Source organism: Mucilaginibacter sp. P4_C11 (assembly GCF_056402115.1).
The window spans coordinates 67,248-92,480 of sequence record NZ_JBFUIA010000013.1 but is presented as its reverse complement, the minus strand read 5'-3'; the positions used below and the strand labels follow the sequence as shown (position 1 = coordinate 92,480).

The 25,233-nt window shown below is 44.1% G+C and carries 19 protein-coding genes; 9 read left to right on the top strand and 10 right to left on the bottom strand.

Annotation, left to right across the window (positions count from 1 at the left end; translation table 11 throughout):
* Positions 1-212 precede the first annotated feature (212 nt).
* Entirely contained in the window at positions 213-3,149 is a 2,937-nt protein-coding gene (locus AC1DU2_RS13720; RefSeq protein ID WP_477384944.1) for a T9SS type B sorting domain-containing protein, read from the bottom strand.
* A gap of 598 nt (positions 3,150-3,747) precedes the next feature.
* On the opposite strand from AC1DU2_RS13720, the gene AC1DU2_RS13715 reads away from it, so the two are divergent.
* Positions 3,748-4,185, top strand: a complete 438-nt coding sequence (locus tag AC1DU2_RS13715) for a DUF1003 domain-containing protein (protein ID WP_477356110.1) — start codon at positions 3,748-3,750, stop codon at positions 4,183-4,185.
* 74 nt (positions 4,186-4,259) lie between these two features.
* Here the strand turns inward: AC1DU2_RS13715 and AC1DU2_RS13710 are convergent, their stop codons facing one another.
* Entirely contained in the window at positions 4,260-5,699 is a 1,440-nt protein-coding gene (locus AC1DU2_RS13710; protein WP_477384943.1) for a hypothetical protein, read from the bottom strand.
* Positions 5,700-5,777: 78 nt separating this feature from the next.
* On the opposite strand from AC1DU2_RS13710, the gene AC1DU2_RS13705 reads away from it, so the two are divergent.
* Complete coding sequence (locus tag AC1DU2_RS13705; protein ID WP_477384942.1) at positions 5,778-7,757, top strand: phosphatidylinositol-specific phospholipase C domain-containing protein; 1,980 nt, start codon at positions 5,778-5,780, stop codon at positions 7,755-7,757.
* A gap of 76 nt (positions 7,758-7,833) precedes the next feature.
* Here the strand turns inward: AC1DU2_RS13705 and AC1DU2_RS13700 are convergent, their stop codons facing one another.
* A complete protein-coding gene (locus tag AC1DU2_RS13700; RefSeq protein ID WP_477356101.1) occupies positions 7,834-8,781 on the bottom strand; it encodes a LysR family transcriptional regulator in 948 nt (315 codons plus the stop codon).
* A 91-nt stretch (positions 8,782-8,872) separates the two neighbouring features.
* Here AC1DU2_RS13700 and AC1DU2_RS13695 point away from each other — a divergent pair, with 91 nt between their 5' ends.
* From AC1DU2_RS13695 to AC1DU2_RS13680, 4 genes are all read left to right on the top strand, one after another.
* The gene (locus tag AC1DU2_RS13695; protein ID WP_477384941.1) at positions 8,873-10,273 is read left to right on the top strand and encodes a TolC family protein; all 1,401 of its coding nucleotides are present in this window, start codon (positions 8,873-8,875) and stop codon (positions 10,271-10,273) included.
* A gap of 18 nt (positions 10,274-10,291) precedes the next feature.
* A complete protein-coding gene (locus AC1DU2_RS13690; RefSeq protein ID WP_477356095.1) occupies positions 10,292-13,537 on the top strand; it encodes an efflux RND transporter permease subunit in 3,246 nt (1,081 codons plus the stop codon).
* Complete coding sequence (locus AC1DU2_RS13685; protein WP_477384940.1) at positions 13,530-14,660, top strand: efflux RND transporter periplasmic adaptor subunit; 1,131 nt, start codon at positions 13,530-13,532, stop codon at positions 14,658-14,660. Before AC1DU2_RS13690 ends, AC1DU2_RS13685 begins: the two co-directional genes overlap by 8 nt.
* 105 nt (positions 14,661-14,765) lie before the next feature.
* Entirely contained in the window at positions 14,766-15,464 is a 699-nt protein-coding gene (locus tag AC1DU2_RS13680; RefSeq protein WP_477356089.1) for a head GIN domain-containing protein, read from the top strand.
* 87 nt (positions 15,465-15,551) lie between these two features.
* Here the strand turns inward: AC1DU2_RS13680 and can are convergent, their stop codons facing one another.
* The 5 genes from can to AC1DU2_RS13655 form a co-directional block, all read right to left on the bottom strand.
* Positions 15,552-16,214: a carbonate dehydratase gene (can, locus tag AC1DU2_RS13675; RefSeq protein ID WP_477384939.1), complete on the bottom strand. Its 663-nt coding sequence runs from the start codon at positions 16,212-16,214 to the stop codon at positions 15,552-15,554.
* Between the two features lie 30 nt (positions 16,215-16,244).
* Positions 16,245-16,991 carry a YoaK family protein gene (locus tag AC1DU2_RS13670; protein WP_477356083.1) on the bottom strand — a complete coding sequence of 249 codons (747 nt, stop codon included), beginning with the start codon at positions 16,989-16,991 and terminating at the stop codon, positions 16,245-16,247.
* Between the two features lie 367 nt (positions 16,992-17,358).
* A complete protein-coding gene (locus tag AC1DU2_RS13665; protein ID WP_477356080.1) occupies positions 17,359-18,081 on the bottom strand; it encodes a carbonic anhydrase in 723 nt (240 codons plus the stop codon).
* Between the two features lie 96 nt (positions 18,082-18,177).
* Positions 18,178-19,782 (bottom strand): SulP family inorganic anion transporter, encoded by a 1,605-nt coding sequence (locus AC1DU2_RS13660; RefSeq protein ID WP_477356077.1) that lies wholly within the window; start codon positions 19,780-19,782, stop codon positions 18,178-18,180.
* Positions 19,783-19,859: 77 nt separating this feature from the next.
* The gene (locus AC1DU2_RS13655) at positions 19,860-20,192 is read right to left on the bottom strand and encodes a hypothetical protein (protein ID WP_477356074.1); all 333 of its coding nucleotides are present in this window, start codon (positions 20,190-20,192) and stop codon (positions 19,860-19,862) included.
* A gap of 107 nt (positions 20,193-20,299) precedes the next feature.
* Here AC1DU2_RS13655 and AC1DU2_RS13650 point away from each other — a divergent pair, with 107 nt between their 5' ends.
* Positions 20,300-21,841 carry an acyl-CoA carboxylase subunit beta gene (locus AC1DU2_RS13650; RefSeq protein ID WP_477384938.1) on the top strand — a complete coding sequence of 514 codons (1,542 nt, stop codon included), beginning with the start codon at positions 20,300-20,302 and terminating at the stop codon, positions 21,839-21,841.
* Positions 21,842-21,921: 80 nt separating this feature from the next.
* Entirely contained in the window at positions 21,922-22,419 is a 498-nt protein-coding gene (locus tag AC1DU2_RS13645) for a 4-fold beta flower protein (RefSeq protein WP_477384937.1), read from the top strand.
* A 22-nt stretch (positions 22,420-22,441) separates the two neighbouring features.
* On the opposite strand, the gene AC1DU2_RS13640 is transcribed toward AC1DU2_RS13645, so the two are convergent.
* Both AC1DU2_RS13640 and AC1DU2_RS13635 read right to left on the bottom strand, forming a co-directional pair.
* Entirely contained in the window at positions 22,442-22,846 is a 405-nt protein-coding gene (locus tag AC1DU2_RS13640) for a GNAT family N-acetyltransferase (protein ID WP_477356064.1), read from the bottom strand.
* A gap of 52 nt (positions 22,847-22,898) precedes the next feature.
* Positions 22,899-23,813: a DUF6340 family protein gene (locus AC1DU2_RS13635; RefSeq protein WP_477384936.1), complete on the bottom strand. Its 915-nt coding sequence runs from the start codon at positions 23,811-23,813 to the stop codon at positions 22,899-22,901.
* Positions 23,814-24,079: 266 nt separating this feature from the next.
* Here AC1DU2_RS13635 and AC1DU2_RS13630 point away from each other — a divergent pair, with 266 nt between their 5' ends.
* Positions 24,080-25,195, top strand: coding sequence for a M42 family metallopeptidase (locus AC1DU2_RS13630; protein WP_147056590.1), 1,116 nt, complete (start codon positions 24,080-24,082; stop codon positions 25,193-25,195).
* The last annotated feature ends 38 nt before the right edge of the window (positions 25,196-25,233 follow it).

Below are 25,233 nucleotides of genomic sequence, written 5' to 3'. Positions count from 1 at the left end.
CGGTGACAAAATTGTACAAACCGGAACTGTTTCTTTGGATTTACTATCGCACAGGATAGCAGGCCCACAATTACCCCCAGGTTCGCGTTAATGATAGCCGCGGATACCGGCCCGTGCTTAATGCCGGTTGTGGGTACAGCGCCGGGCGTACAGTATGAGCAGATAGCACAGCCACCACTTATACCAGTGGTGGAAACGCCCACAAACGTAATTTATCTTAAAATAGTAACATTACCGGATAGCCTGGACCTGCTGCTATCTTTGGTATCGATAATGTAATAATATACCCCGGCAGGTAATGTTTTGCCGCCATAGGTGCCATCCCAGGCTTTGGCATAACCTGTTGATTGCATCACCTTAAGCCCGTACCTATTAAACACACTCACCAGGCAATCGGGAAAAAAAGAAAGGTTGGGAATATTCCATGTATCGTTAACCCCATCGCCATTGGGGCTAAACGCGTTAACAACAGTTATGACAACAGGTGGCAAAATATTAACAAACAGCAAATTACTGGTAACAGGTGCTGTGCAGGCATTGTTTGTTGTAATGGTACAGGTAACCACATCGCCATTATTAAAAGAATTGCCGGTAAATGTACTTTGATTTAAGCCCACATTGGTACCGTTTACCTGCCATTGGTAGGCTGTAATGGCTGCGGAGGGCTGTGCTGTTGCGGTAAATATAATGGTGGTGCCGGCATACACGCCATCGGCCGATGCGGCAATGGCTACCGATGGTGATGGGCTAAGCGGTGCTATCACGTTCACATTGATGGCATTTGAATGGGCCGTTAACGGCCCGGCACAGGTGCTGTTATTGGTGAGTGTACAGGTAACAACATCGCCATTGGCCAGTGTACTGCTTGAAAATGTAGCGCTATTATCCCCAGCAGCACTGCCATTTACCTGCCAGGCATAAGTTGGACTTGCACCTGCGTTGGTGGGGCTTGCCGTAAATAAAATAGTGGTGCCGTTACAATTAGGACTATGCAGATCTGAGCTTATAGATACGGCCGGCGCCGATACGTTAGTAACTGTTAAAACCTGAGTAAGCACCTCGCCGTTACTGGTGGCCGTTATAGTTGAGGTGCCGGTAGCAACCAGGTGAACCTGGCCATTTACAATCGTTGCCACAGCCGGGTTACTACTGGTATAGCTAATTGGCTTAAGGCTGGTGGCACCGGGATCGAAATCATTGTCGCAGGATACTTTTGAAGGTATAACTCCAAATGCCAGCATCGGGCTAACGGTTAGCTCCTGGGTAACCGGTGTAGCCCGAAGGTTCAAAGCGTCCCCTGCCTGCGATGCTGTAATGGTGGTAGTGCCAATACCCGTAACATGGATCATTCCATTAATAATGGTTGCTACCTGCGGATTACTGCTGGTATACGTTATGGGGAAGGCTGTAACATTGCTTTTGGCTACGGGAACAAAGTCGGCATCGTTCAGGTACTTAACCGGTAAGGCTGCAAACACAATAACCCCTTGCTGGTATACAACAAGTTGCCGCGATACCGGAGCGGCTGTGCTATAATTCACATTGCCGTCCTGGGTGGCGGTAATTGTTGTATAACCCACGCCGGTTAGCAGTATATTGCCATCAGCAGTAATAATGGCTACAGCCGGGTTGCTGCTTGTTAAAACAACAGGCGTCTCTGGGTTGGTGCTGCTGACACTTGGCTTTATAACGTTTTTAACAGCAGATGGCAACGAATTAAAGGTGATAACAGATGGCTTAAGCGGCACATCGCTTACCTGTATATTTATAGTTGTATTGCTGCTGCCGCCCGCGTTATACGCCGTAATGGTATAATTGGCGGCCGGGGTTGCGGCCGTTGGCGTACCACTTATAATGCCGGCGTTAGGATCAAATACCAATCCGGCCGGTAGCGGCTTATCAATAGTATAGCCGGTTAAGTTTATTTCCCTTACCAGGTAATTGGCAAAATCCGTTATAAATAAATTACCGTTGCTGTCAACAACCACGCCGATGGGATAATTAAAAGTTGCTGCGCTACCAATACCATTTACACTACCGGGCGAGCCATTACCGGCAATGGTTGTTACCTCCCCCGCCGGTGTAATTTTCCGGATGGAGTGATTTTTATAATCGGCCACATACAAATTACCAGGTGCATCAATTGCCAGCCCGGTAGGGTAGTTAAATGAGGCTGCTGTTTTTAACCCATCGGCATTGCCAACTGCCCCGCTGCCCGCAAAAGTTGTCACCGAACCATCGGTTGCAATCTTCCTGATCATGTTATTTTTTGTATCGGCCACGTAAATATTGCCCTGCTTATCAATTGCAAGCCCGTCGGGGTTATTAAAAGTAGCAGCAAGGCCGGTAGCGTTGTTGGCACCGGCAACACCACTACCGGCAATTGTTTTAACTTCCCCCGCAGGACTGATGAAACGAATGCTGTTATTTTGCTGATCGGCTACATAAATATTGCCCGAGGCATCAACAGCTATACCTCCCGGGGCGCTAAACGAAGCTGCGCTGCCTATGCCATCAATTTTGCCGGCGTTGCCGCTGCCTGCAAAAACCGACGATACGCCCGCCGGGGTAATTTTAAGGATCTTATTGGTGTTAAAATCGGTAACATAAATATTGCCCTGGCTATCAAGCGCCAATCCCGATGGCGAATTGGTGTTGGCAATGGTGTGTACATTGGCCGCAGGCGATATTTTACGGATAGCACCGCTGCCAAAATCCGAAACGTAAATGTTACCCACAGCATCGGCACTAATGCCCGAGGGCAGGTTAAAGCCAGCATCTGTCCCCTGTGAATCGTAAGTAACCGGAGCGCGCCCGCCGGCAAATGTACTTACCTGCCCGTATATTGCTGCAGGCACCGCGCCGCCTGTGTTGGCAGGCGTTAATGATGGTATAACCGTATTGGTGATGTAAACCTGCGGACTTTGATATTTAATATTTGGCGGCAATACGGTTTGTGTCGCATTCACTTTAAGTTGCCGATTGCCAATTGCCTGCACCTTGCTCGGCGCAAATGTAGGTGCAGCCTGGCCGCTATCTTTATAAATTTGAAATACGGTGTTGATTTTTGCAGGTGACTGCGCAAAAGCGCCGACAGAAAAAATGATATGAATTAAAAGCCATAAAAAACAGGTATATCTTTTATTCATACTTTATTGAAGGCCTGCTTATTGTCATAAAATTTGGATGGCACCAAAATATGGTTTTTTGCCCAATAATAGTAACAAGTTTACCGAAGGCTAAGGGCAAACGCACCTAATTGGGTTAACATAACTTAACACATTTCAGATATATTTTTTACAAACATTTGATAATCAATATTTTAAATTTTATCATGGTTAACACTAAATTGGTAGCATAATTTAGGCTCATCCAAATATTTGTGCCCCGTTGCTGGCCAATACAAGTCCCTTTGGTACCTGGGGCATTTAACCACTGTCGGCCAATAAAAACAAGGTATCATTTGATGCTTGTATCTTCCAGACGGTATAAGCTTATTCTGTTAGTTATTATTAAATAACAGCTTCTCGCCGTTAACTATTTATATGCCTTTCTCCTGACAGAAAGCTTACCTGGCAACTAAATTTTATTTGTTCCCTGTGCTTTTTGACAAGATAGCCCGAAAAAACAGCGACGCGCTAAAAAATTGACCGTTTAAACAATTTAATTACAAAAGCTTTGCTTAACATTACTGCCTAAGCGCGAATTTCCCTGCCCGCTTTTAATCACCAATAAAAATTAAAAGAAATGGAACAAAACAAAACGTGGCACGAGAAGCACACAGCATCATTAGCATTTGGCCAAAGGCTGGCCGATAGCGTAGCAAAGGGCATGGGTTCATGGCGATTTATCATCATTCAATCGCTGATAGTAGTTTTATGGATGGGCCTTAATGTGGTTGCGTTTGTAAGGCATTGGGACGTTTACCCTTTTATCCTGCTAAACCTGCTTTTTTCTACCCAGGCCGCTTATGCCGCGCCAATAATTATGATGGCCCAAAACCGGCAAGGTGAACGCGATCGCGCGCAGGCCGATGCCGATTTTAAAACAAACGTAGAAGCCAAACAGGAAATAGAACAATTGCTGGCAAAACTAAATTCAATTGAAATTGAAAAGCTGGATAAAATAGTTGAAATGCTGAAACAAATCTGCCCTCCTAATTTACCGTCACCTCCGCCACAATAACAAGATGCGTTAAGCAGGAAGCAACAAAGCCTTTCAGTTTTAAGCTTTCTGATTTACGCCTTCAGCTTCCCCCTTTACAAATTATGCACATAAGCAAACATTAGTCCAACCACAAAATTAGTTGCGGGACTATTTACAGTTTCGCCGTTTAAAAAATTACTTTCGTGCGGGGTATTAAAATTGTAGGGTTGCATGTATTGCGTGGTATACCCGTAGGTAAACAACAGGCCCACACGCAGGTTAAATTTGCGCCTTTTTAGGTTGGCACCTATTTGCCCATGATAATTGTTGTAATATGCAGTATTTACGGTTTGTCCGTCATCATCCGCAAAAAGGTTCTTATCGGCATAACTAAAATCGGTACGGCCCGAAACATAGCCGGTAACCTCGGGCGTTAGCCCAAAACTTACACCTAAGCCAAAGTTGGTTACTGCTTTCCGGGCATCTTTCACCTTTATAAATGATGATGTAAAACTTTGGGAACCACCACCATCTCCCCTTATAAAGTAATCATTCCTTGGGGTTATAATATTGTATTCGTTTATCCTGCTAAAATACTCTGCACTCACATAAATTTGGCCCCAATCGGTGTCATAGGCATAACCACCTGCAATACTTAAGGGCATTTTCCAGGTTTCTTTAAGCTTGGTTTGCCGGCTGCTGGCCAAAAGATTTATAGTATCTGTGGGGGTAAGCCGTAAATCGGTCACTATGTCATCGCTTAGTATTTCGCCATTGCTTTTCAGTTTAACCAGGGGCGATGTTACCGTCAATCCTAAATGATGCCGCGAAAAGTCGTAAGCCACGCCAGCCCTAAAGTTCATCCCTGCATTATAATGACTCACCTGGAATTCTTCCTGGTCGTTAGCAATGGGCGGCAAACCATCGCTGGTAGCAGTGTTAATAAAAGCCCTTGCGCTGTAATTTTGGGTATAATGCTGGCTGTGCAGTTGGCCCTGCGCCGAAAGCCCCAGCGACAGCCTGGGCGAAACCTTAAAGCCCGCGCTTACCAGGCCTGCGGTTTCGGTAACCGTATTTTGAATACTGTACTGGCCTATAAACTCTTCGCTGCCGGGGCTGTAATCATCGCTCAAAACATTAAACTTGTCATCGCGCTGCTGGGTGGAGTGAAAATCAATCACCGGGTTATGAATAATGGCGTATCCTATAGTGAATTTTTTGCCGCCTTTAAACGCGATAACTCCCGATGCCACCACCGGTATAATACTTACGTTTGATGATTTAAGGGGATAACCCGTGCCCACGCCATTATTAACCTTTGCAGAATTAAACTGGTACACCGAGCCACTGATGCTGGCCGAGTTTTTAGTATTAAAAGCCAAAAGCGCGGGATTAAAGTACAGCACGCCGCTGTCCCTGGTTAGGGCAACGGCAGCCCCCGGTGTTAAAAATCCGGCAGGATTATATTCCTGGGCCCAATAGTGGGTATCCTGGGCGGCCGCATAATAAAAGCAAAAGCCGAAGCAAATAAGAGTTAGGCAGATTTTTTTCAAAGCAGGTTGTTTTAAGCAATTTAATATTTAACTCTTAATAAAAAAAATTTAACTTAATACGCACAAATACCTGCTGTCATGAAGCCTCGCCACGTTGCCTTTTTTTTAACTTTTTTCACATTTATAAGCGTGAGCGTTATTGCCCAAAACCTGAGCTTTAGTGTACCAATAAACCTTTTGCCTAATGCTGTTACAAACAAGGCGGTAGATATTACCCTTTTTAACGGCAGGTATTTTATAACATGGACCGATAGCCAAACAGGCGGCATACATGTGGCCTACCTTGGCGATAAATACCAGCACTTAGCTGTTGAGCATGACTACCTTATAAAAGAAGCACAAAGCGGTTTCGCCCCGGTGTTACGCAAAACACCAACCCGCCTGTATTTAATTTGGATTGGTACCGATGGCAGCATCAAATATACTTTTAACAGCAGCGAAACCGGCTTTAACGACAGCCAGGTTTATACTTTGGCTATAAACAATATGTCACCTTTAACCCAGGGCATTACGTCGGCAATAAATGGCGACAAAATAACCATTACGTCGCACAGCAACTCCAAGGATGGAATGGTGTATGCATTGGCTAAAATTAGTACCGATGGACAGCTTACCTGCGATGGCCTTAAAAAAATACCCGGTAAAAGTGCGGCTTATCCCTTTGTTGCCAGCCTTTCAGATTCGGTTATCAGGATTACCTACAGGGGTTATAGGGATGAGGGTATTTATTATGCCGACTGTAATATCAATAACGATGAATGGACCAAACAAAAGCAGTTGTACAAGGTTCAAAGCGGCGTATCGCCGGCTATTTTCAAGGTGTATGACTCGGGTAAGTTGTTTTACGTTTGGCGGGGTGGCAAAAAAGAAACCAGGCTTTATTATACCACCGAAGAACTGGGCAAACTACGTCTCGCCGAAAGTCCGTTGCCAGGGTATTTTGCCACGCAAAGCCCGGTTTCGATATGTGATGTGGACAAAAGTAAATCAATACTGGCCTATGTTGGGCTGGATAACAAATGCTATATATCTTACTTCAGCAATTATAACCCCGCCAAATGGATGGAGGAAACCTTTTACCCCGCCAAAGCCAATTACAACTTAAAAGATATTGCCATACCCGGTGCACATGATGCCGGCATGTCGGTTTTAACGGCTGCGGGCGGGCAGCAGGCAGGTACCATTAATGAGTGTAATACCCTTACTCAGGTAAAAAATGTAACAGGCCAGTTAAATTCGGGCATCCGTATGTTTGATTTACGGATTGGCATTTATAAAAACGCGCTATATACCAAACACTGCGCTTCTGATTGTATGGAAGATGCTATTGGAGGGGGCTATGGCGAAAAATTCAGCAGTATTTTATTGGGCATAAAAGGTTTCCTGGCAGCCAACAATAAAGAAACTGTTATACTATCCTTCAGCCATTTTTGCGAAAAGGAAGCACCGGCTGCTAAAGTTGCCCAATTTATTTTAGATACCCTTGGCCGCAACATGGTATTTGCCAACGGCGGCAAAAAACTGGCCGATATACCATTAAGCCAGCTGGCCGGCAAAGTGGTGGTAGTTTTTGAGCAATATGCCAGCGCCGATAAAATGATAGACTCATGCTCCATTGCAAAATCATCCAAATGCTTTATCAATTTTAAACGGGAATATGCGGCCACCAACATTTTAGATAACCTGCTTTTAAAAGAAAAGACATTTTTTACCGGCATCACCGGCAAATTGAATGATAACGACCTGGTACGACTGGATTGGCAGCTAACCCAAAGCAGCGATGAAGCCGCCATGGTGTGCAATGATTTCCAGGACGAAAACCTTAACCCGCTGATAAACGGCGTAATGGCCCTCACCAGCGTTATCCGCAATCACCGCAGCATCCGGGATTTATCGGTTATAGGAAACCGGTCTATCCCGGTGGCGGTTAACGAGTGGATGGATAAACGTATTATCAACAAAAACAACAAACCCAATATTTTATATGTTGATGTAGCTAACAACTGGATAACCGATTATTGCATCCAGGTGAATATGCGGGAGATATACACGAGGTAGGGCAGCCTAATAATAAGATGCAAAAAATGCGAAGCCTTCTGGACTTCGCATACTCGATAATTATGTAAAAAACATATTAAACCACCTCCGCCATCGGTTCCAAAATAGCGGCGGTTGGGTCTCCAATCAATCCATTTATAGAAAAATGCATCTTCAGGCACTCCAAAAAATTCTGAATAGCCGGTGTTTGCTTAATAGTTGCTGCGTACCAGGTGCGTTGGGCAATGGTATGATGTAGTGGTTTTGTCACAATGTTGCGACCATTGAGGTATGGTTTAACAATCCAGTCGGCCATAACGCTGATGCCAAGGCCTGCGTTTACCATCTCTATAGTGGCATCTGTATAGTGAATACGGTGCAGCGTTTTGGGCTTTACCTGCTGCGCCTGGATAAGGGCTTCAATCACGGGCGTGTCCTGGTATGATGGATCATACAACGGTAAAATGAGCTCTTCGCCATGAAAATCTGTAACGTCTATAACCTCTTTTTTTGCCAGCGGATGATCGGTACAAATTACGGCCACAAGCTGGTCTTCAAAGATAGGTTCGTATACAATTTTGGTATTTATCATCTGTGTACGCACTATGCCAATATCCAGTTCGCCGCGCATTAAATACTCCAGCGGACGGCGTGTTGCATCCGATAAAATGTGGATATTGATATCAGGCCAGCGGTTTTTGTAATATTTGATGATGCCCGGCAACCAGTGGTATGCCGTGTAACATTGCATGCTGATGGTGAGTTTTCCGGTCTTGCCATTCTTGTAATTCTGGATGTCTTCCTCCAGCGAATTCAGCTCGGCCAGGATCTTTTCGGCGCTCCGCAGGAAGCGGTACCCCTGCTCGCTAAGATGGAGTTTTTTACCCTGCCGGTGAAAAACTTCAATGTCCATTTCGCGCTCCAATTCTTTCAGCTGATGGCTCAGTGCCGACTGTGTTAAGTGCAAAGTTGCGGCTGCTTTTGTAAGCGATCCTTCTTTAGAAATTGTATCAACCAAACGGAAATGATGGAGTGCAATATTCATATATTAGTTTTTCTAATGATTATGACAAAATTAATTCATTTTTCTAATATATATGATAAATCTACATTTGCCGTGTACAAATTACACTACAATGTTACAGATACCTTCAAAACAATTACTTCTGTTTTTAGGTGTTTTTTATGTCATCCAGGCTCAGGCTCAGCAAAAGGTTCTCAATATTAAAGATGCTGAACAAATGGCGCTCGCTAATTACGGTACCATCAAGTCGAAAGCTAATCAGTTAAACGCTGCCAGGGCATATTTAAAAGAAACACGCGCAGAATATCTACCAGATGTAAGCATCTCGGCACAACAAGACTACGGAACCGCCAATGGCCAAAACGGCCCGCTTTATGGCTATCATGGTCTTTCGGCGGCATCATCGGGCCCTGCACTACCTAAGCAAAACTGGAATTCGGCATTTGGCTCGCTTTACCTAAGCAATGTAAGCTGGGATTTTTTCAGCTTCGGCAAAGCAAAGGAAAAAGTTAAAGTGCAAAGCCAGGTGGTTAACCGCGAACAAGCCGACCTGACCCAGGAAACTTTTCAACACCAGGTACGTGTTGCAAGTACCTATCTTAATTTATTGGCCGCACAACAATTGCAAAAAGCACAGGAGGATAACCTTAAACGTGCCATCGACCTGCAAACCGTGGTGGTTGCCCGTGTAAAAAACGGACTTAATGCCGGTGTTGATTCATCTTTAGCCAATGCCGAGGTATCAAACGCCCGTATAGCTTTAACCAATACGCAGCAAACGGTACAAGACCAAAGCAACCAGCTTTCTGTTTACTTAGGCATCCCGGCGCGGGAATTTGAACTGGATAGCGCCTTTATTACCAAAGCGCCAACAACACTGGCCGCGCAAAGCGCCGTTGCTGTTACAGATCATCCTACTTTGCGTTATTACCAAAACCGGATAGGCGTGAGCGATGAGCAGGCCAAATACCTTAAAACGTTTGCCTTACCCACCTTTAGCCTGTTTGGTGTTTACCAGGGCCGCGGTTCGGGTTTTAACTCCGATTATGGCACCAACCAAAACAGTTACAGCAGCAGCTATGGTGCCGGTGCCGACCCTACCCGCTATAATTATTTATTTGGGGTGGCTATGGTTTGGAATTTTACAACTATTTTCAGGACACATTACCAGGTACAATCGCAAAAATTCACATCGGCTCAATATAAAAATGATTATGACCTGGTAGCCCAGCAGCTGCAGGCCCAGCAGTCATTGGCCGAAACCCGCATCAGCAACGCCCTTAAAAACTACAACGAAGTACCCGTTGAAGTTAAAGCAGCCAGCGATGCCTATACCCAAAAATATGCCCTGTATAAAAACGGGCTATCAAACATTGTTGATTTTACGCAGGCGCTTTACACGCTAAACCGTGCCGAAGTTGACAAGTACATAGCATCCAACAACGTTTGGCAGGCATTGCTTTACAAAGCAGCCGCCACCGGCGATTTTGGATTATTCATCAATAATTTTTAAAGATATATTATATAAATAATGGGAATGATAAAAGGGGCGCTTCAAAAACCAATTACCATATTGGTGATAGTAGCCGGGTTGTTTTTTTTCGGGATAAATGCGGTACGTACCATCAAGATCGATATTTTTCCGGATTTGAACCTGCCGGTTATCTATGTATCTCACCCATACGGCGGTTTTACCCCAAACCAAATGGAGGCTTACTTTGGTAAGCAATATGTTAACTTACTGCTATTTGTATCGGGCGTAAAAAGTATCGAAACAAAAAACATACAAGGCTTAACACTGATAAAAGTTACTTTTTACGAGGGTACCAACATGGCACAGGCCGCGGCGGAGGTCACGAGTTATACCAACCGGGCACAATCGGCTTTTCCGCAGGGGTCGCAACCGCCGTTTATCCTCAGGTTTGATGCTTCTACCCTGCCCGTTGGCCAGCTGGTATTAAGCAGCGCCACTCGTACCAATAACGAGTTACTGGATTATGCATCGGTTTATATCCGCTCGTCGTTTACGTCAATACCCGGTTTGGTTGCACCTGCTCCGTTTGGGGGTAACCAACGTACCGTATTGATTAAAATAGATCCGACTGCGTTAAGGACCCACAATTTAACGCCCGATCAGATTGTTGCTGCCCTGCGCGAAAACAACCAGAACACCCCTGCGGGTAACGTGCGCATAGGCGATTATAATTACCTGGCGCCATCAAATACCACCATTAAAAATGTAAAGGATTTTGGGGATATCCCGCTGTATAAAAACGGCATCCAAACCGTATTTATGCGCGATGTAGCAACCATTGAGGATGGGGCGGATATCACCAATGGATACGCACTTATCAACGGCAAACGGTCGGTTTACCTGCCTATTACCAAATCGGCCACGGCATCAACCTGGGAGGTAGTGCAAAATTTAAAGAAGGCATTGCCGAGGTTCCAGGCTTTGGTACCGCCGGATGTAAAACTATCTTTTGTATTCGATCAATCGATATATGTAATAAACGCCGTTAAAAGTTTGGCCGAGGAAGGCGCAATAGGCGCCGTGCTTACCGGTTTAATGGTGTTGCTGTTCCTGGGCGACAGGCGCGGCGCGTTAATTGTAATATTAACCATCCCAACCTGTATCATCTCGGCAATATTCTTCCTGTCGTTGTTCCATCAAACTATCAATATCATGACGCTGAGCGGGCTTTCGCTGGCTATCGGGATCCTGGTGGATGAATCAACGGTGACTATCGAGAATATTCACCAGCACTTTGATATGGGCAAACCCAAGGCATTAGCCATCTGGGATGCCTGTAAGGAGATAGCATTCCCTAAGTTATTGATCCTGTTTTGTATCCTGGCGGTATTTGCGCCAGCCTTTACCATGACAGGTATCCCAGGCGCTTTGTTTTTGCCACTGGCATTAGCCATCGGTTTCTCCATGATCATCTCTTACTTTTTGGCCCAAACGTTTGTACCCATCATGGCCAACTGGATTATGGTGAACAAACACGAAGACCACAGCCATCCCGACGGTTTCGCGCTGGAAGATGAAGGCGAGCCTTGGGAGCAAAAAGAAAAAGCCATGAAGCTTGCATTGGAGCACCATGGCGAAAAGGCAACCCGGTTTGACAAGTTTAGGGAAAGCTTTATGCGCCTGATGGACCGTATGCTGCCGGCCCGCAAGCTTATTGTAACCGTATATGTATTAGGTGCGTTTGCTTTGGCTTTTTTACTATTCAATATCATTGGGCGCGATGTATTGCCCAAAGTAAACTCCGGCACATTCCAGGTGCGTTTACGTGCGCCGGATGGTACAAGGCTTGAACGTACCGAGATTATAGCTGTTAAAGCACAGCATATATTGGGCGAAATTGTGGGCAAAAATCATATTGCCATCACCTCAACATTTGTTGGCTCGCACCCGTCGTCGTTTTCAACCAACCCTATATACCTGTTTATGGCCGGCCCGCAGGAGGCTGTTATGCAGATAAGCTTAACCGAGGATTACAAAGTAAACCTTGATGATTTGAAAGAAAAAATACGCTACCAGGTTGCTAAACAAATACCCGGTGTAAAATTATCTTTCGAGCCGATAGAACTTACTGATAAAATTTTGAGCCAGGGCTCGCCTACGCCTATTGAGATAGCTTTATCTGGTAAAAACAAAAAGCAAAACCAGGAATATGCCTTCAAAATTTTAGATAAGCTAAAGGATATCAAATATCTGCGCGATGCACAAATAGGACAGTCATTTAATTACCCTACTATCGATATCAATATCGACAGGCAGCGGGCGGCTCAATTGGGTGTTGGTCTAAACGACATTTCGCGGTCGTTAGTAGCCTCTACATCGTCATCAAGATTTACCGAAAAAAATAACTGGATTGATGAAAAGGCGGGTCTAAGTTACCTTGTACAGGTACAGGTACCAGAGTACCAGATGAGCAGCCTGAATGATGTGCGCGAGATACCTATACTGGCTAACCAGGCCCGCCCGGTACTGGGCGACGTTGCCGATATTAAAACGGGGGTTACCAACGGCGAAAACGATAATATTGGCGCAATACCTACCTTATCGGTAACGGCCAACTTATACAACAAGGATTTGGGTACAGCCACAACAGATGTGCAAAAGGCTATTAACTCGTTAGGCAAACCGCCCCGTGGTTTAACTATTGAAATGCGCGGTATGAGCCAAACGTTAACAGACACACTGGATAGCCTGCAATCGGGATTGATAGTGGCCATCCTGGTAATATTCCTGATGCTGGCTGCTAACTTTCAGTCGTTTAAAATGTCATTGGTGGTATTATCAACAGTGCCTGCTGTGTTGTTTGGATCGTTGTTTTTGGTAAAAATAATGGGGTCAACGCTCAACCTGCAGTCATACATGGGTATGATCATGTCTGTAGGTGTATCCATCTCCAACGCGGTATTGCTGATAACTAACGCCGAAGAATTACGCAGACATAATGGCGACGCATTAAAATCGGCCCGCGAGGCGGTTGCCCTGCGTTTACGCCCTATTTTGATGACCAGTTTGGCCATGATTGTAGGTATGGTGCCCATGGCATCGGGCCTGGGCGAAGGCGGCGATCAAACATCGCCATTAGGCCGGGCCGTTATTGGCGGGCTTATAGCCTCAACCTTTGCAGCTTTGCTGGTATTGCCGCTGGTTTTTGCATGGGTACAAGGCAACACCACAACCCAATCCGTTTCATTAGACCCAGAAGATAAAGAAAGTAAATTTTATGTCCCTTTACATCATCATGAATAAATTTAAAAATAAACCAATACTTATCCTTGCCGCTTTTGCTATTGCTTTAAACTCATTAAGTGCTTGCCACTCTGATGATAAGGAAAAACAAGACCAACAGGCAGAAGAGCAAACGCAGGCAGCTGCAGAAACACCAACTGTTGAACTGGTAACTGTAGCCAAAGGTAAATTAAGCAGCAGCATTTCCATCCCCGGCGAACTGATTCCTTACCAGCAGGTTGACCTTTATGCAAAAGTTAACAGTTATGTTAAAAAACTTTTAGTTGATATAGGATCTGAAGTACATGCCGGCCAGTTGCTGGTGGTGTTAGAGGCGCCCGAAATAAACTCACAGCTTGCAGGTGCGCAATCGCGCATTAAGCAATATGAGGCTGTTTATTATGCCAGCAAAGCGACTTACGATAGGTTGGTAAGCACCAGCAAAACCCCCGGAACTATTTCGCTAAACGACCTGGAACAGGCCGAAGCTAAAAAGAATGCGGATATGGCTAATGTGGAAGCTGCAAAATCTGCCTTAAAAGAAGTATCGGCTAACCTGGCTTACCTGGAGATAAGAGCCCCTTTTGATGGTGTTATCACCAGCCGTAATGTAAACCTGGGCGCTTATGTAGGCCCCGGTGGTAAAGGATCTGATCCGTTGTTTACTTTGCAGGACCAAAACCGGCTTCGTTTAGTGGTATCGGTGCCAGAAAACTACACCGGATCATTAAGCAATAAAAGCGAAGTGAACTTTACCATAAAAGCTTTGCCCAACGAAAAATTCACAGCCCAGGTAAAACGTATGGCCGGCGCGCTTGACGAAAAACTAAGGGCCGAGCGTTTGGAAATGGACGTTTACAATAAAAGCAAAAAACTACTGCCGCATATGTTTGCAGAAGTTAACGTTCCCCTGCCCGACGGCGACAGCACCTTTGTGGTAGCCAAAACAGCGGTAGCAACATCAACCGAGAAGGTTTTTGTAATTAAAGTGGTAAACAATAAAGCCCAATGGGTTGATGTAAAAAAAGGCCTTACATCGGGCGATATGATGGAGATATTCGGCGACATTAAACCCGGAGATAAACTGGTAAAAGTTGCCAGCGATGAAATAAGGAACGGAAGCAACGTGAAGGAAAAGCAGTGAGTTTGGTGAGAGTGGGGAAAGGCAAAAGGTGAAAGGCGAAAGGTGAGCAGGAAAAACTTGCAACGTTTCATTTCCTGCTGCGTCTTATAAACAAAAAGGATGATCATGAAAAAACTTATCTTCTCTGGGATGGCATTGCTGCTTACCGCTTTCATAGCTGTTAATGCATCGGCGCAGGCGGTAACACGAAATGTATCTGGCTACACAGGTATTGCCTGCGGTGGCCCGTTCAATGTATTTATAAAAATTGATGGCACAGAAAGCATTAAGCTTGATGTAGATGCCGATGTGGTGAACGATATTAAAACCGAAGTAGAAAACGGGGTGCTAAAGGTTGAATTCAAAGATCACTGGAACAAGCACAACAATATTAAACGCGCCAATATTTATATTACAGCCAAAACGCTAAAATATTTGGCCAACAGCGGGTCGGGCAATGCAACCGTAGATGGTGTATTAACCGGCGATAACGCCAGGGTAGCCTTAAGCGGTTCGGGCAATGTTAAAACGGCGGTTAAGTCATCAACACTTGATTTGCGCTTAAGCGGTTCTGGCTCTATCGATATTAAAGGAAGCACCGGTATGGCTGATGTAAACATCGCAGGATCTGGCGAGGTAAACGGCAAAGAACTGAAAACCGAAACCGTAGAAGCCAGGATTGCAGGCTCGGGCAGTGTTAACATCATAGCCAATAAAACCGTGTCGGCCCGTATAGCAGGTTCGGGCAGTGTTTTATATTCTGGCAATGCCACAACCGGCGAAACAAAATATATGGGATCGGGCAGGGTGAGTAAAGTAGACTAAAATTATACCATTACATTCAAACCAAAAGGGCTGTCGCAAAATGTGACAGCCCTTTTGGTTTAAAGTTATTTTATATCGGCTATAATATTACTCAAACTTAAATACATCGCCCAGGTTGGCATTATCGCTGGTGCTCACTTTCATATCTTTGATTTTGCCGGTGCTTATGCTGTACACCCAGCCGTGTACGGCAAGGGGCTGTCCTTGTTTCCAGGCATTTTGCACTATCGATGTTTTGCAAAGGTTATAAACGTTTTCAATCACATTTAATTCTACCAGGCGATTGGTACGCTCCTGCTCATTTTCAATAGCGTCGAGTTCCACAGCATGCAGGCGGTAAACATCTTTAATGTGGCGCAGCCAGTTATCTATCAAACCAAATTCATGGTTGCTCATAGCTGCGATAACACCTCCGCAACCGTAGTGGCCTGTTACAATAACGTGTTTTACTTTCAACACATTTACCGCGTAATCCAATACCGATAACATATTCATATCCGAATGCACCACCATATTGGCAATGTTGCGGTGTACAAATATTTCGCCCGGCGATGTATTGGTTATCTGGTTGGCAGGCACGCGGCTGTCGGCGCAACCTATCCAAAGTACCGGTGGGGTTTGACCATTAGCCAGTTTTTTAAAATATTCCGGATCTTCGGCTAAAGCATCGGCAATAAATTGCTCGTTACCTTCTAAAAGGCTTTCGTAAGTAATATGGCTTGTGTCGTGTAATAATTTTTTGGCACACATAGTTTTTCGTAGATTATTGTTTGGTAGTTTTTATATCGATCTGCCTTTATCGGCCCAAAACAAACGGGTTATTTTGTGCAGCGCTACGGGCGATAAATCATAATATAATATCGTAAGCAAAATTAATGGAATGAAGTAAAAAATTGCAAAATCGTACAGATTAAATAAAAATCCGCCGGCAATTGCCCCTATGAAATAAAAGGAAAGCACCGTGAGGCGAACTATAATTTTATTACGGATCACCGTAGTTTTCTCTACATTAGGATGTACCCACTCGGATACATCGCCCCCAAGGTCGGTAAACAAGCCGGTTAAGTGGGTTGATTTAATCAACCCGCCAGATATGGTAGATACCAGGCTATTTTGTAAACCCATACAAAAAATGATAACACCTATAACTATTTCGCGTTCCAGGTCAGTCTCTTTATAAAAATTATGCCCGTAAACAGCCACGAATAATAGCAGCACAATCTCGATAACTATTGGTGTAGAATGCGCCTTATACCTGCTTTTATACTCCAGCGAACGCACAATAAAGTTAGATAAAAAGGCACCGGCAAAAAACAGCAGCAACCAAATTACAAATACAATGATCTCCCTGAAGTTTTGCTCAACAATATGCTTGGCCAGGTTGGCCACATGGCCGGTAATATTGGATGTAAAGGCCAAAAACGCAACCATACCAGCCACGTTGGTAACGCCCGATACAAAAGCTGTTGATGACGCCAGCAATAAATTTTGTTTAAGTGTGCGTTCTTCTTTTGATTGCCTTAGCATAGGTAACCGTTGTTTATAAGCAACGGATAAAAATAGTATAAAAAATTCAAAAGCCTCACCTAAACTGCGAAGCTTTCATGAGCACAAAAAATATTAAACTGCGAATAATCCTCTCCAAAGGAGAGGGCTTTTGATTTGGGTGTTGGAAAGCAACCCCTTCTCAGTTCGATTTTTAAAGTCTATCCTTGGGAAAAAGCTTTGTGGAATGTCAATTGGAAGTTTATCTGATTTTCAAAATCCTCTCCTTTGGAGAGGATTTAGGTGAGGCTAAAAAACCCCGGCCATTTTCATGAGCCGGGGCTAATCAAACATAATAAACCCCAGATGCCAATCAAACAAAGGGAGGCTATTTCAATCAAACAAAAAATTAATGTGAAGCCACGGCCTCAACGCTATCCAGTTCATACACATAACCTAAATTATGCGGACTGCTGCTGCTCACTTTAATATCCTTCACCAAACCGGTACCTAAATCTATCACCCAACCGTGTACTTCCAGGTCGTGGCGCTCCATCCAGGCATTTTGGATAATGGATGTTTTGCACAGGTTGTATACCTGCTCACTTACATTCAACTCCACCAGGCGGTTTAGCTTTTGGGTTTCGTCGGTAATACGGTCAAGCTCATGACTATGCAGGCGGTACACATCTTTAATGTGACGCAACCAGTTATCAATTAAGCCAAACTGCTTGTTGCTCATTGCCGCAGCCACACCGCCGCAGCCGTAATGACCGGCAACTATCACATGCTTTACTTTAAGCACGTTAACAGCATAATCCAGCACGCTCAGCATGTTCATATCCGAGTGTACACATACATTCGCAATATTCCGATGCACAAATACTTCGCCTGCCTTGGTGCCCGTAACCTCGTTGGCGGGTACGCGGCTGTCTGAACAACCTATCCACAATACCTGTGGCGACTGACCTTTAGCCAGGTTAGTAAAAAAATTACTGTCTTCCTTTAACTTTTTATCAACCCACTCGGCATTGCCGCGGATAAGCGCTTTATAGCTATCGGCCTGGGCCAGTTTTATATTGGTGGTATCAATTACCGGTTTTTCGTTCTTTTTATTTTCTATAAGTGCCATGATGTTTTTCTTTTTTTAATTGTTAATTACTGGTATTGCTAAATCTGTTTAACGGCGATTTGCCGAGACTAAAAACTGATAACTCAATACTCAAAACTAATTAGGGTTATACATTAATTCTTTTAAAGGAGGTACATCGTACTTGTCCTTCATTTCAAGCAGCTGCACTACAATGCCCTTGGTATAGGCGTTGTGCTTATAATTATGGATGATCTCCAAAACATCCGGGTCTATATAACGCGAGTTGGAGCCGTCGATGATCACATCTGTTCCGCTGGGCAGGCTGGTAAGCGTAATTTGTATGGCTGCTTTATTTAAAAAGGATACCTCCTCGGCCAGTTTAATCCTGATCACCTTTTTATCGCCGTTTTTAGTAATCTGGTAAAAATACGGGTTACGTAAATTGGTACGCAGGATATAAAATATACCCACCAGCATACCAATGCCCACGCCTATCAGCAAATCGGTTAAAACAACAGCTGCAATGGTTACTACAAAAGGAATAAACTGGCTTAACCCCTGGTGCCACATATGCTTAAACAGGGCAATGCGTGCCAGTTTATAACCTGTCATAAGCAGGATTGCCGCCAAACAGGATAACGGAATTAAGTTGATTAATACCGGGATAAACAGCAGCGATATTAATAAAAGCAGCCCGTGAACAACGGCGCTTGTTTTGGTACGCGCGCCTGAATTAACGTTGGCAGACGACCGAACTATAACGGCTGTCATAGGCAAACCGCCTAAAAGGCCGCTGGTAATGTTACCTATACCCTGTGCTACAAGCTCGCGGTTAGTTGGCGAGATACGTTTAATGGGGTCAATTTTATCAACGGCTTCCAAACTGAGCAACGTTTCAAGGCTGGCAACCACAGCAATTGTAAAGGCGGTTATCCAAACCTGCTTATTACCAATACTGCTAAAATCTGCCGTTTTAAAAAGGGCAAAAAACTCTGTACTGCTGTTTACAATAGGTATGCGTACAAATTGCTTATCAAGCAGCGCCAAACCTGTATTTTTAAATGCCAGGCTTAAGCCAATACCCGCCAATACAACCAGCAAAGGCGCAGGTACCATAGCCATTTTTTTGAACTTTGGCCAATATATCATCAAAGCCAATGAAACTACGCTGATAATTACTGCCCCATAATTAATTTTACTCAATGCGCCAAGCACACCCGAAAAACTATTGTGTTCATCGGCCTGGTTAAAGCCTTCATCGCCCTCAAAATCGGCATCGTAGCCCACCGCGTGCGGAAACTGCTTCATGATCAAAATAATGCCGATAGCGGCCAGCATCCCTTCAATTACCGCCGACGGAAAGTAGTTGGCTATCGTTCCGGCCTTTAAAATACCCAGCAAAATCTGGAAAAGGCCTGCCAGTACAAGCGCCAATAAAAATGTTTCGTATGTGCCCAGACTGGTTATAGCGTTTAATACAATAACGGTTAAACCCGCCGCCGGGCCGGCCACGCTAAGTTGCGAACCGCTTAGCGAGCCTACTACTATGCCGCCAATGATACCTGTAAGCACACCGGCAAATAATGGAGCGCCCGATGCTAAAGCTATACCAAGACATAAGGGTAAGGCTACCAGGAATACAACAAGACTGGCCGGAAGATCGCGTTTTAAGTTTTTGGGCAAAAAGTATTTTTTTAGGTTAAGATTGCCCATGGCAAATCCACCTTGCTTAATTGACATAAGAAATGTGTTTGAATAAAAATTTAAATGAATTGTAAAGCGTTACAGCCCGGATAAGAAATATCCGGTTAAATCATTTAAACGTTGGGCGGGGGAGTTGGCACTACCGGGTGGTAGGTTTGTATATACAGGGCATGCTCCATGTTGTGGAGCACTTTAGTTTCTGCAACAAAAGTAATGAAATCAATACTGTGTAAATCGTACTCGTCAAAAACCTTTTTCTCTTTAAAGATATCCTTGTCAGGCGTATCCTTTTCGGCTTTTGATTCCTGCTCCAGTTGCAAAATCACCGCACTTACGGCCTTGCTGTCAAGATATAAAAATACAGGAGCAAGTGATAAGGCCATCTTTAACATAAAGACACCCATAAACATTGCAACTACCAGTATTTTGAATTTCCTGACCTTCATTGTCACAAATATATTAAAAATCCCTCGTGGGAAAGCATGTCACAGCAGTTTTATGTACATCTTACAATTTAATTACTATTTTTAGCATGTTACAAACAACCTGAATTGTGAATAAAAAGCTCGGAGTATTAAGACAAAAACGCCAAAAGGCATTTGAAGGCGGCGGCGCGGTACGTATTGAAAGTCAGCATAAAAAAGGGAAATTAACGGCACGTGAGCGGCTCCATTTTTTAATGGATGATGGCTCGTTCCAGGAGATTGGAATGCTGGTTTCTCACCGTTCTACAGATTTTGGGATGGAGAAAGAAAAATACCCGGGCGATGGTGTTGTAACGGGCTATGGCACTATTAACGGACGATTGGTTTATGTTTTCTCGCAGGATTTTACCGTTTTTGGTGGCTCATTGTCCGAAACGCACGCCGAAAAGATCGTGAAGATCATGGACCTGGCTATAAAAAACGGCGCACCTGTTGTAGGCCTGAATGATTCCGGCGGTGCCCGCATCCAGGAGGGGGTTGTATCCTTAGGCGGCTATGCCGATATATTTTATAAAAACACCATGGCATCGGGTGTGGTGCCGCAAATTTCGGCAATTATGGGCCCCTGTGCCGGCGGGGCGGTGTACTCCCCGGCCATTACCGATTTTATATTAATGGTTGAGCACACCTCATACATGTTTGTAACCGGCCCAAATGTGGTTAAAACGGTTACCCATGAAATTGTAACATCCGAAGAACTGGGCGGTGCAACAACCCATGCCACCAAATCGGGTGTTACCCACTTTGCCTGTGCTAACGAGATTGAGGCTATCCAAAACATCAAAAAACTGTTAAGCTATATGCCCCAAAATTGCGAGGACAGAGCCCCTGCCCTTCCTTATGATATTGGAAACGAGCTTCGCCCCGAATTAGATACCCTTTTGCCCGAAATAGCATCAACCCCTTATGATATCCGCGAGATTATTGACCATGTGATTGATACAGGCTCATTTCTGGAGATCCATAAAGATTTTGCCGAAAATATTGTTGTTGGCTTTGCCCGCCTTGCCGGCCGCAGCATAGGTATTGTTGCCAACCAGCCTGCATTTTTGGCCGGGGTATTGGATATTAACAGCTCGACTAAGGCTGCCCGCTTTGTGCGCTTTTGCGATAGCTTCAATATACCATTGCTGGTGTTTGAAGACGTGCCCGGCTTTTTACCAGGTACCGACCAGGAATGGAATGCCATAATTACCAACGGTGCCAAGCTGCTTTATGCCTTTTGCGAGGCTACCGTTCCGCGTGTTACCGTAATTACCCGCAAAGCCTATGGCGGCGCTTACGATGTGATGAACTCCAAACACATTGGCGCCGATATGAACTATGCCTGGCCATCAGCCGAGATTGCTGTGATGGGTGCCAAGGGCGCTGCCGAAATTATTTTTAAGCGGGAAATCAGCACAGCCGAAGACAAGGACGCCAAATGGAAAGAAAAAGAGCAACTATACTCAGATACCTTTGCAAACCCCTACCGCGCCGCCGAACGCGGATTTATTGATGAAGTAATTGAACCCGCCGAAACCCGCCTTAAACTCATTCACGCCTTTAAAATGCTGGAAAATAAAGTAGTAAATAACCCAAGAAAAAAACACGGGAATATCCCATTGTAATAATTCCGCCCGCGATTAAAAGTTAAATAGCCATTAAACTATTTGGTGCCGCCATAGTCATTATTACAAAACTTAAACTTATGCGCTACCTCATCATTCTTGCCGTAACCGCTGCCTGCCTTAATTTTAATAAAACTGTTAAACATTTACCAACATGGTATACTCATGCTACCGGGATGGCAAACGCGGGGTTAGCTACAACTAAATTTTTAGGCGACGAAATTGCTGTTTACAACAAGGCCGGAGTTGTGATAGGGTGGATACAAAACAGCATTATATTTAACTACGAGGGCAGTAAAGCATTAGCCTTTATAGACAAACAGGACGTTTTTGCATTTGGTGGCAACAATACATACTTAGGGCGGTTTCACAATGGCTTTTTCCGTGATAAAGCAGGGAATGCAGTTGCCTGGGTGCGCGGGGCCTCGGACGGGCCAATTACGCTGCCTCCCTTAGATAGAGTGGCCCCTGTTTTCATGCCAGTAATAAAACCCATAACCCCGATAATAGTTACCTTTACTCCGATTGAAACATATTCATGGTCGAACCTGAGCTGGGCCGATTTTATGGGGCAATAAGTAAGATAGTGAAGAAACGTTTTTAAATTAAATTCTCCAATATCTCGTAATCGAAGCCATTTTTTGAAAAGAGCTGACCTGTTTGCGTAAAGCCAGCTTTCAGGTAAAAATTTATAGCCGATATGCGGGCGTTGCACCAAATGCGCCGACCGCCGTTGCGTTTAGCAAAATCGGAAATGTAGGTAAGCATTGTGCTGCCAATTCCCATATTTTGCTGCCCTTCATCAACTGCAAATTTTCTGAATTGAAAATCATCGCCACGCTGAAACAAGGAAACTACGGCAACCATAGCATTGTCTTTAAAAGCTGCAAAATGGAGGCCGTCGTTATCCTCCTCCATTTCCATTTCATAAAGTTTTTGTTGCGGATATAAAACCTTTTGACGTAGCCGCCAGGTTGATTCAGGGCGTACTTGCTCTATCTGCATTTATTTTAGTTAACATTGTTTAGGCAAAACTAACTGTTTTTAGTATATCCAACTACTCCTTCATCAAATCTACAATGATAGCTTTAGCGTAATCGTTCGGGTGTTTTTGGTTAGATAGCTTGGCGGTTTTAAGTGCCTCTTCAATGTCGCCCTGGGCTTCGTAAACAACTGCAAGGTTATAAGCTGCTTTACTGGCCAGCTTAACATCGGCACCATCTATCAGCGGGTTCAAAATTTTAAAAGCTCCATCAAATTTACCCGCTTTAATTTGCATTACCGACGATTCCAGTTGCCCGCCATCGGCATACAATGGCCTTTCATTTGATATCGAGAAAGGCAAATAATCTTTTAACGCATCCAGCGTAGCTTCACGGGTAGCAGTTGTTATAGCAGGTACACTACTCCTGTACGATGGGCGGTAAAATAAAGATGCAAAACCACCCGAATAAACTTCATCCTGGGGCACTTCGGCCATACCTACCAGTTTTTTCGAATAAATGCCATTACTCTCAAATAAGGATAAGCTGGTTTTTATTTTAGTAGCGTAATAATTAGATGGTACACCATTATAATATACCGTTTCGGGGTAAATGCCCGCAGTAACATCGTTGAGCACTAAAACATAATTGGCTTTATTCGCGGCAGCCAAAAACTTAACCGAGTCGGTATTTACAGCATAATTTATCGAATCGACAAGGTTGATGATGTGCACACCTTTTAAATATTCCAACTGGCCGGCCGCCGTTTGGAGCGATATAACTGCCATTTTTTTCAAAACATTTATTCGCCTGTAATCCCTGATTTTAGCAGAATCGGGCTGATAACGATTTACCACAACAATGGTAGTACTATCGCGGCTAAAGCCCATTTTAGGACCATAATTAACAGGTACGGTAACGTATTGAGGTATGCTGCATGACGTAAAAAAAACAATAATCAGGATAAAAAAAGGCGCAAATCGTTTCACGATGGGGTTTATTAAGGTATCAAAATTCAAAAATATTGTAAATATCCCATACTTACAGATTACTGTAAAGCTTACAGTTAATGACAAAAAAATAATGAAAAGGTTTAATTGCCACATGAATTAAAAAAAACATGAATTCCCGATGTAGAGATATTAAATTAACAATAAAAACGTCAATTTATTTCCATTATGGCAAGTTATTTTGAGGCAATATCAATGGCTTTATTATATTTGCTTTATTGCTTATTATAGGTTACCCAAACAACATGGCTAAAAAGAAATCAGATCCCACTCCGCATATTTCAGTTGTAAACGAAACTTCACTGTCTTTTTTCGAAAAATATATCAACAACCCCTCGCCTACCGGTTTTGAATGGAAAGGCCAGGAATTATGGCTGGAATACCTGAAACCGTACATCGATACACATTATGTAGATAACTATGGCACCGCGGTTGGTATTATTAACCCAAAGGCCGATTATAAGGTTGTTATTGAAGCGCATGCCGATGAAATTTCATGGTTTGTAAACTACATTACCAACGATGGTTTAATATATGTAATCCGCAATGGAGGGTCAGATCACCAGATTGCGCCTTCAAAACGCGTAAACATACATACCGATAATGGCATTGTTAAAGCGGTATTTGGCTGGCCGGCAATCCACACACGTACAGGCGGCGATAAAGAAGAGGCCCCCACTCTTAAAAACATCTTTTTAGATTGCGGGTGCACATCAAAGGAAGAGGTTGAAAAATTAGGCATTCACGTAGGCTGCGTTATCACTTATGAAGATGAGTTTATGATCCTGAACGACCGCTATTATGTTGGCCGCGCGTTGGATAACCGTGCCGGTGGTTTCATGATTGCCGAAGTTGCCCGTTTGTTAAAGGAAAACAACATTAAACTGCCTTTTGGCCTATACATTGTAAATGCCGTACAGGAAGAGATTGGCTTACGCGGTGCCGAAATGATAGCCCATAAAATAAAACCGAACGTGGCCATTGTTACCGATGTAACCCATGATACCCAAACACCGATGATCAACAAGATTACGCAGGGTGACCTGGCTTGCGGTCGCGGACCGGTAGTATCATACGCCCCGGCTGTACAAAATAATTTGAATAAATTGCTGATAGAAACTGCTCAAAAAGCCGAAATTCCTTTCCAGCGCCAGGCCTCCTCGCGTTCTACAGGTACGGATACAGATGCATTTGCTTACTCAAATGACGGTGTGCCTTCAGCATTAATCTCTTTGCCACTGCGTTATATGCATACTACTGTAGAGATGATTCACAAACAGGATGTTGATAACGTTATCCGTTTAATTTATGAAACGCTGTTAAACATTACAGCCGGCCAGGATTTCAGATACATCAAATAATTAAACAGGTTAAAACAATTTCGATTTTAAACCATTTC

Excerpts from the sequence above, each read along its gene's own strand:
- AC1DU2_RS13640 (WP_477356064.1), bottom strand. The coding sequence starts at position 22,846 with ATGCAGATAGAGCAAGTACGCCCTGAATCAACCTGGCGGCTACGTCAA.
- AC1DU2_RS13665 (WP_477356080.1), bottom strand. The coding sequence starts at position 18,081 with ATGGCACTTATAGAAAATAAAAAGAACGAAAAACCGGTAATTGATACC.
- AC1DU2_RS13695 (WP_477384941.1), top strand. The coding sequence starts at position 8,873 with ATGTTACAGATACCTTCAAAACAATTACTTCTGTTTTTAGGTGTTTTT.
- AC1DU2_RS13655 (WP_477356074.1), bottom strand. The coding sequence starts at position 20,192 with ATGAAGGTCAGGAAATTCAAAATACTGGTAGTTGCAATGTTTATGGGT.
- AC1DU2_RS13690 (WP_477356095.1), top strand. The coding sequence starts at position 10,292 with ATGGGAATGATAAAAGGGGCGCTTCAAAAACCAATTACCATATTGGTG.
- AC1DU2_RS13705 (WP_477384942.1), top strand. The coding sequence starts at position 5,778 with ATGAAGCCTCGCCACGTTGCCTTTTTTTTAACTTTTTTCACATTTATA.
- AC1DU2_RS13680 (WP_477356089.1), top strand. The coding sequence starts at position 14,766 with ATGAAAAAACTTATCTTCTCTGGGATGGCATTGCTGCTTACCGCTTTC.
- AC1DU2_RS13700 (WP_477356101.1), bottom strand. The coding sequence starts at position 8,781 with ATGAATATTGCACTCCATCATTTCCGTTTGGTTGATACAATTTCTAAA.
- AC1DU2_RS13660 (WP_477356077.1), bottom strand. The coding sequence starts at position 19,782 with ATGTCAATTAAGCAAGGTGGATTTGCCATGGGCAATCTTAACCTAAAA.
- AC1DU2_RS13685 (WP_477384940.1), top strand. The coding sequence starts at position 13,530 with ATGAATAAATTTAAAAATAAACCAATACTTATCCTTGCCGCTTTTGCT.
- can (WP_477384939.1), bottom strand. The coding sequence starts at position 16,214 with ATGTGTGCCAAAAAATTATTACACGACACAAGCCATATTACTTACGAA.
- AC1DU2_RS13630 (WP_147056590.1), top strand. The coding sequence starts at position 24,080 with ATGGCTAAAAAGAAATCAGATCCCACTCCGCATATTTCAGTTGTAAAC.
- AC1DU2_RS13645 (WP_477384937.1), top strand. The coding sequence starts at position 21,922 with ATGCGCTACCTCATCATTCTTGCCGTAACCGCTGCCTGCCTTAATTTT.
- AC1DU2_RS13720 (WP_477384944.1), bottom strand. The coding sequence starts at position 3,149 with ATGAATAAAAGATATACCTGTTTTTTATGGCTTTTAATTCATATCATT.
- AC1DU2_RS13670 (WP_477356083.1), bottom strand. The coding sequence starts at position 16,991 with ATGCTAAGGCAATCAAAAGAAGAACGCACACTTAAACAAAATTTATTG.
- AC1DU2_RS13715 (WP_477356110.1), top strand. The coding sequence starts at position 3,748 with ATGGAACAAAACAAAACGTGGCACGAGAAGCACACAGCATCATTAGCA.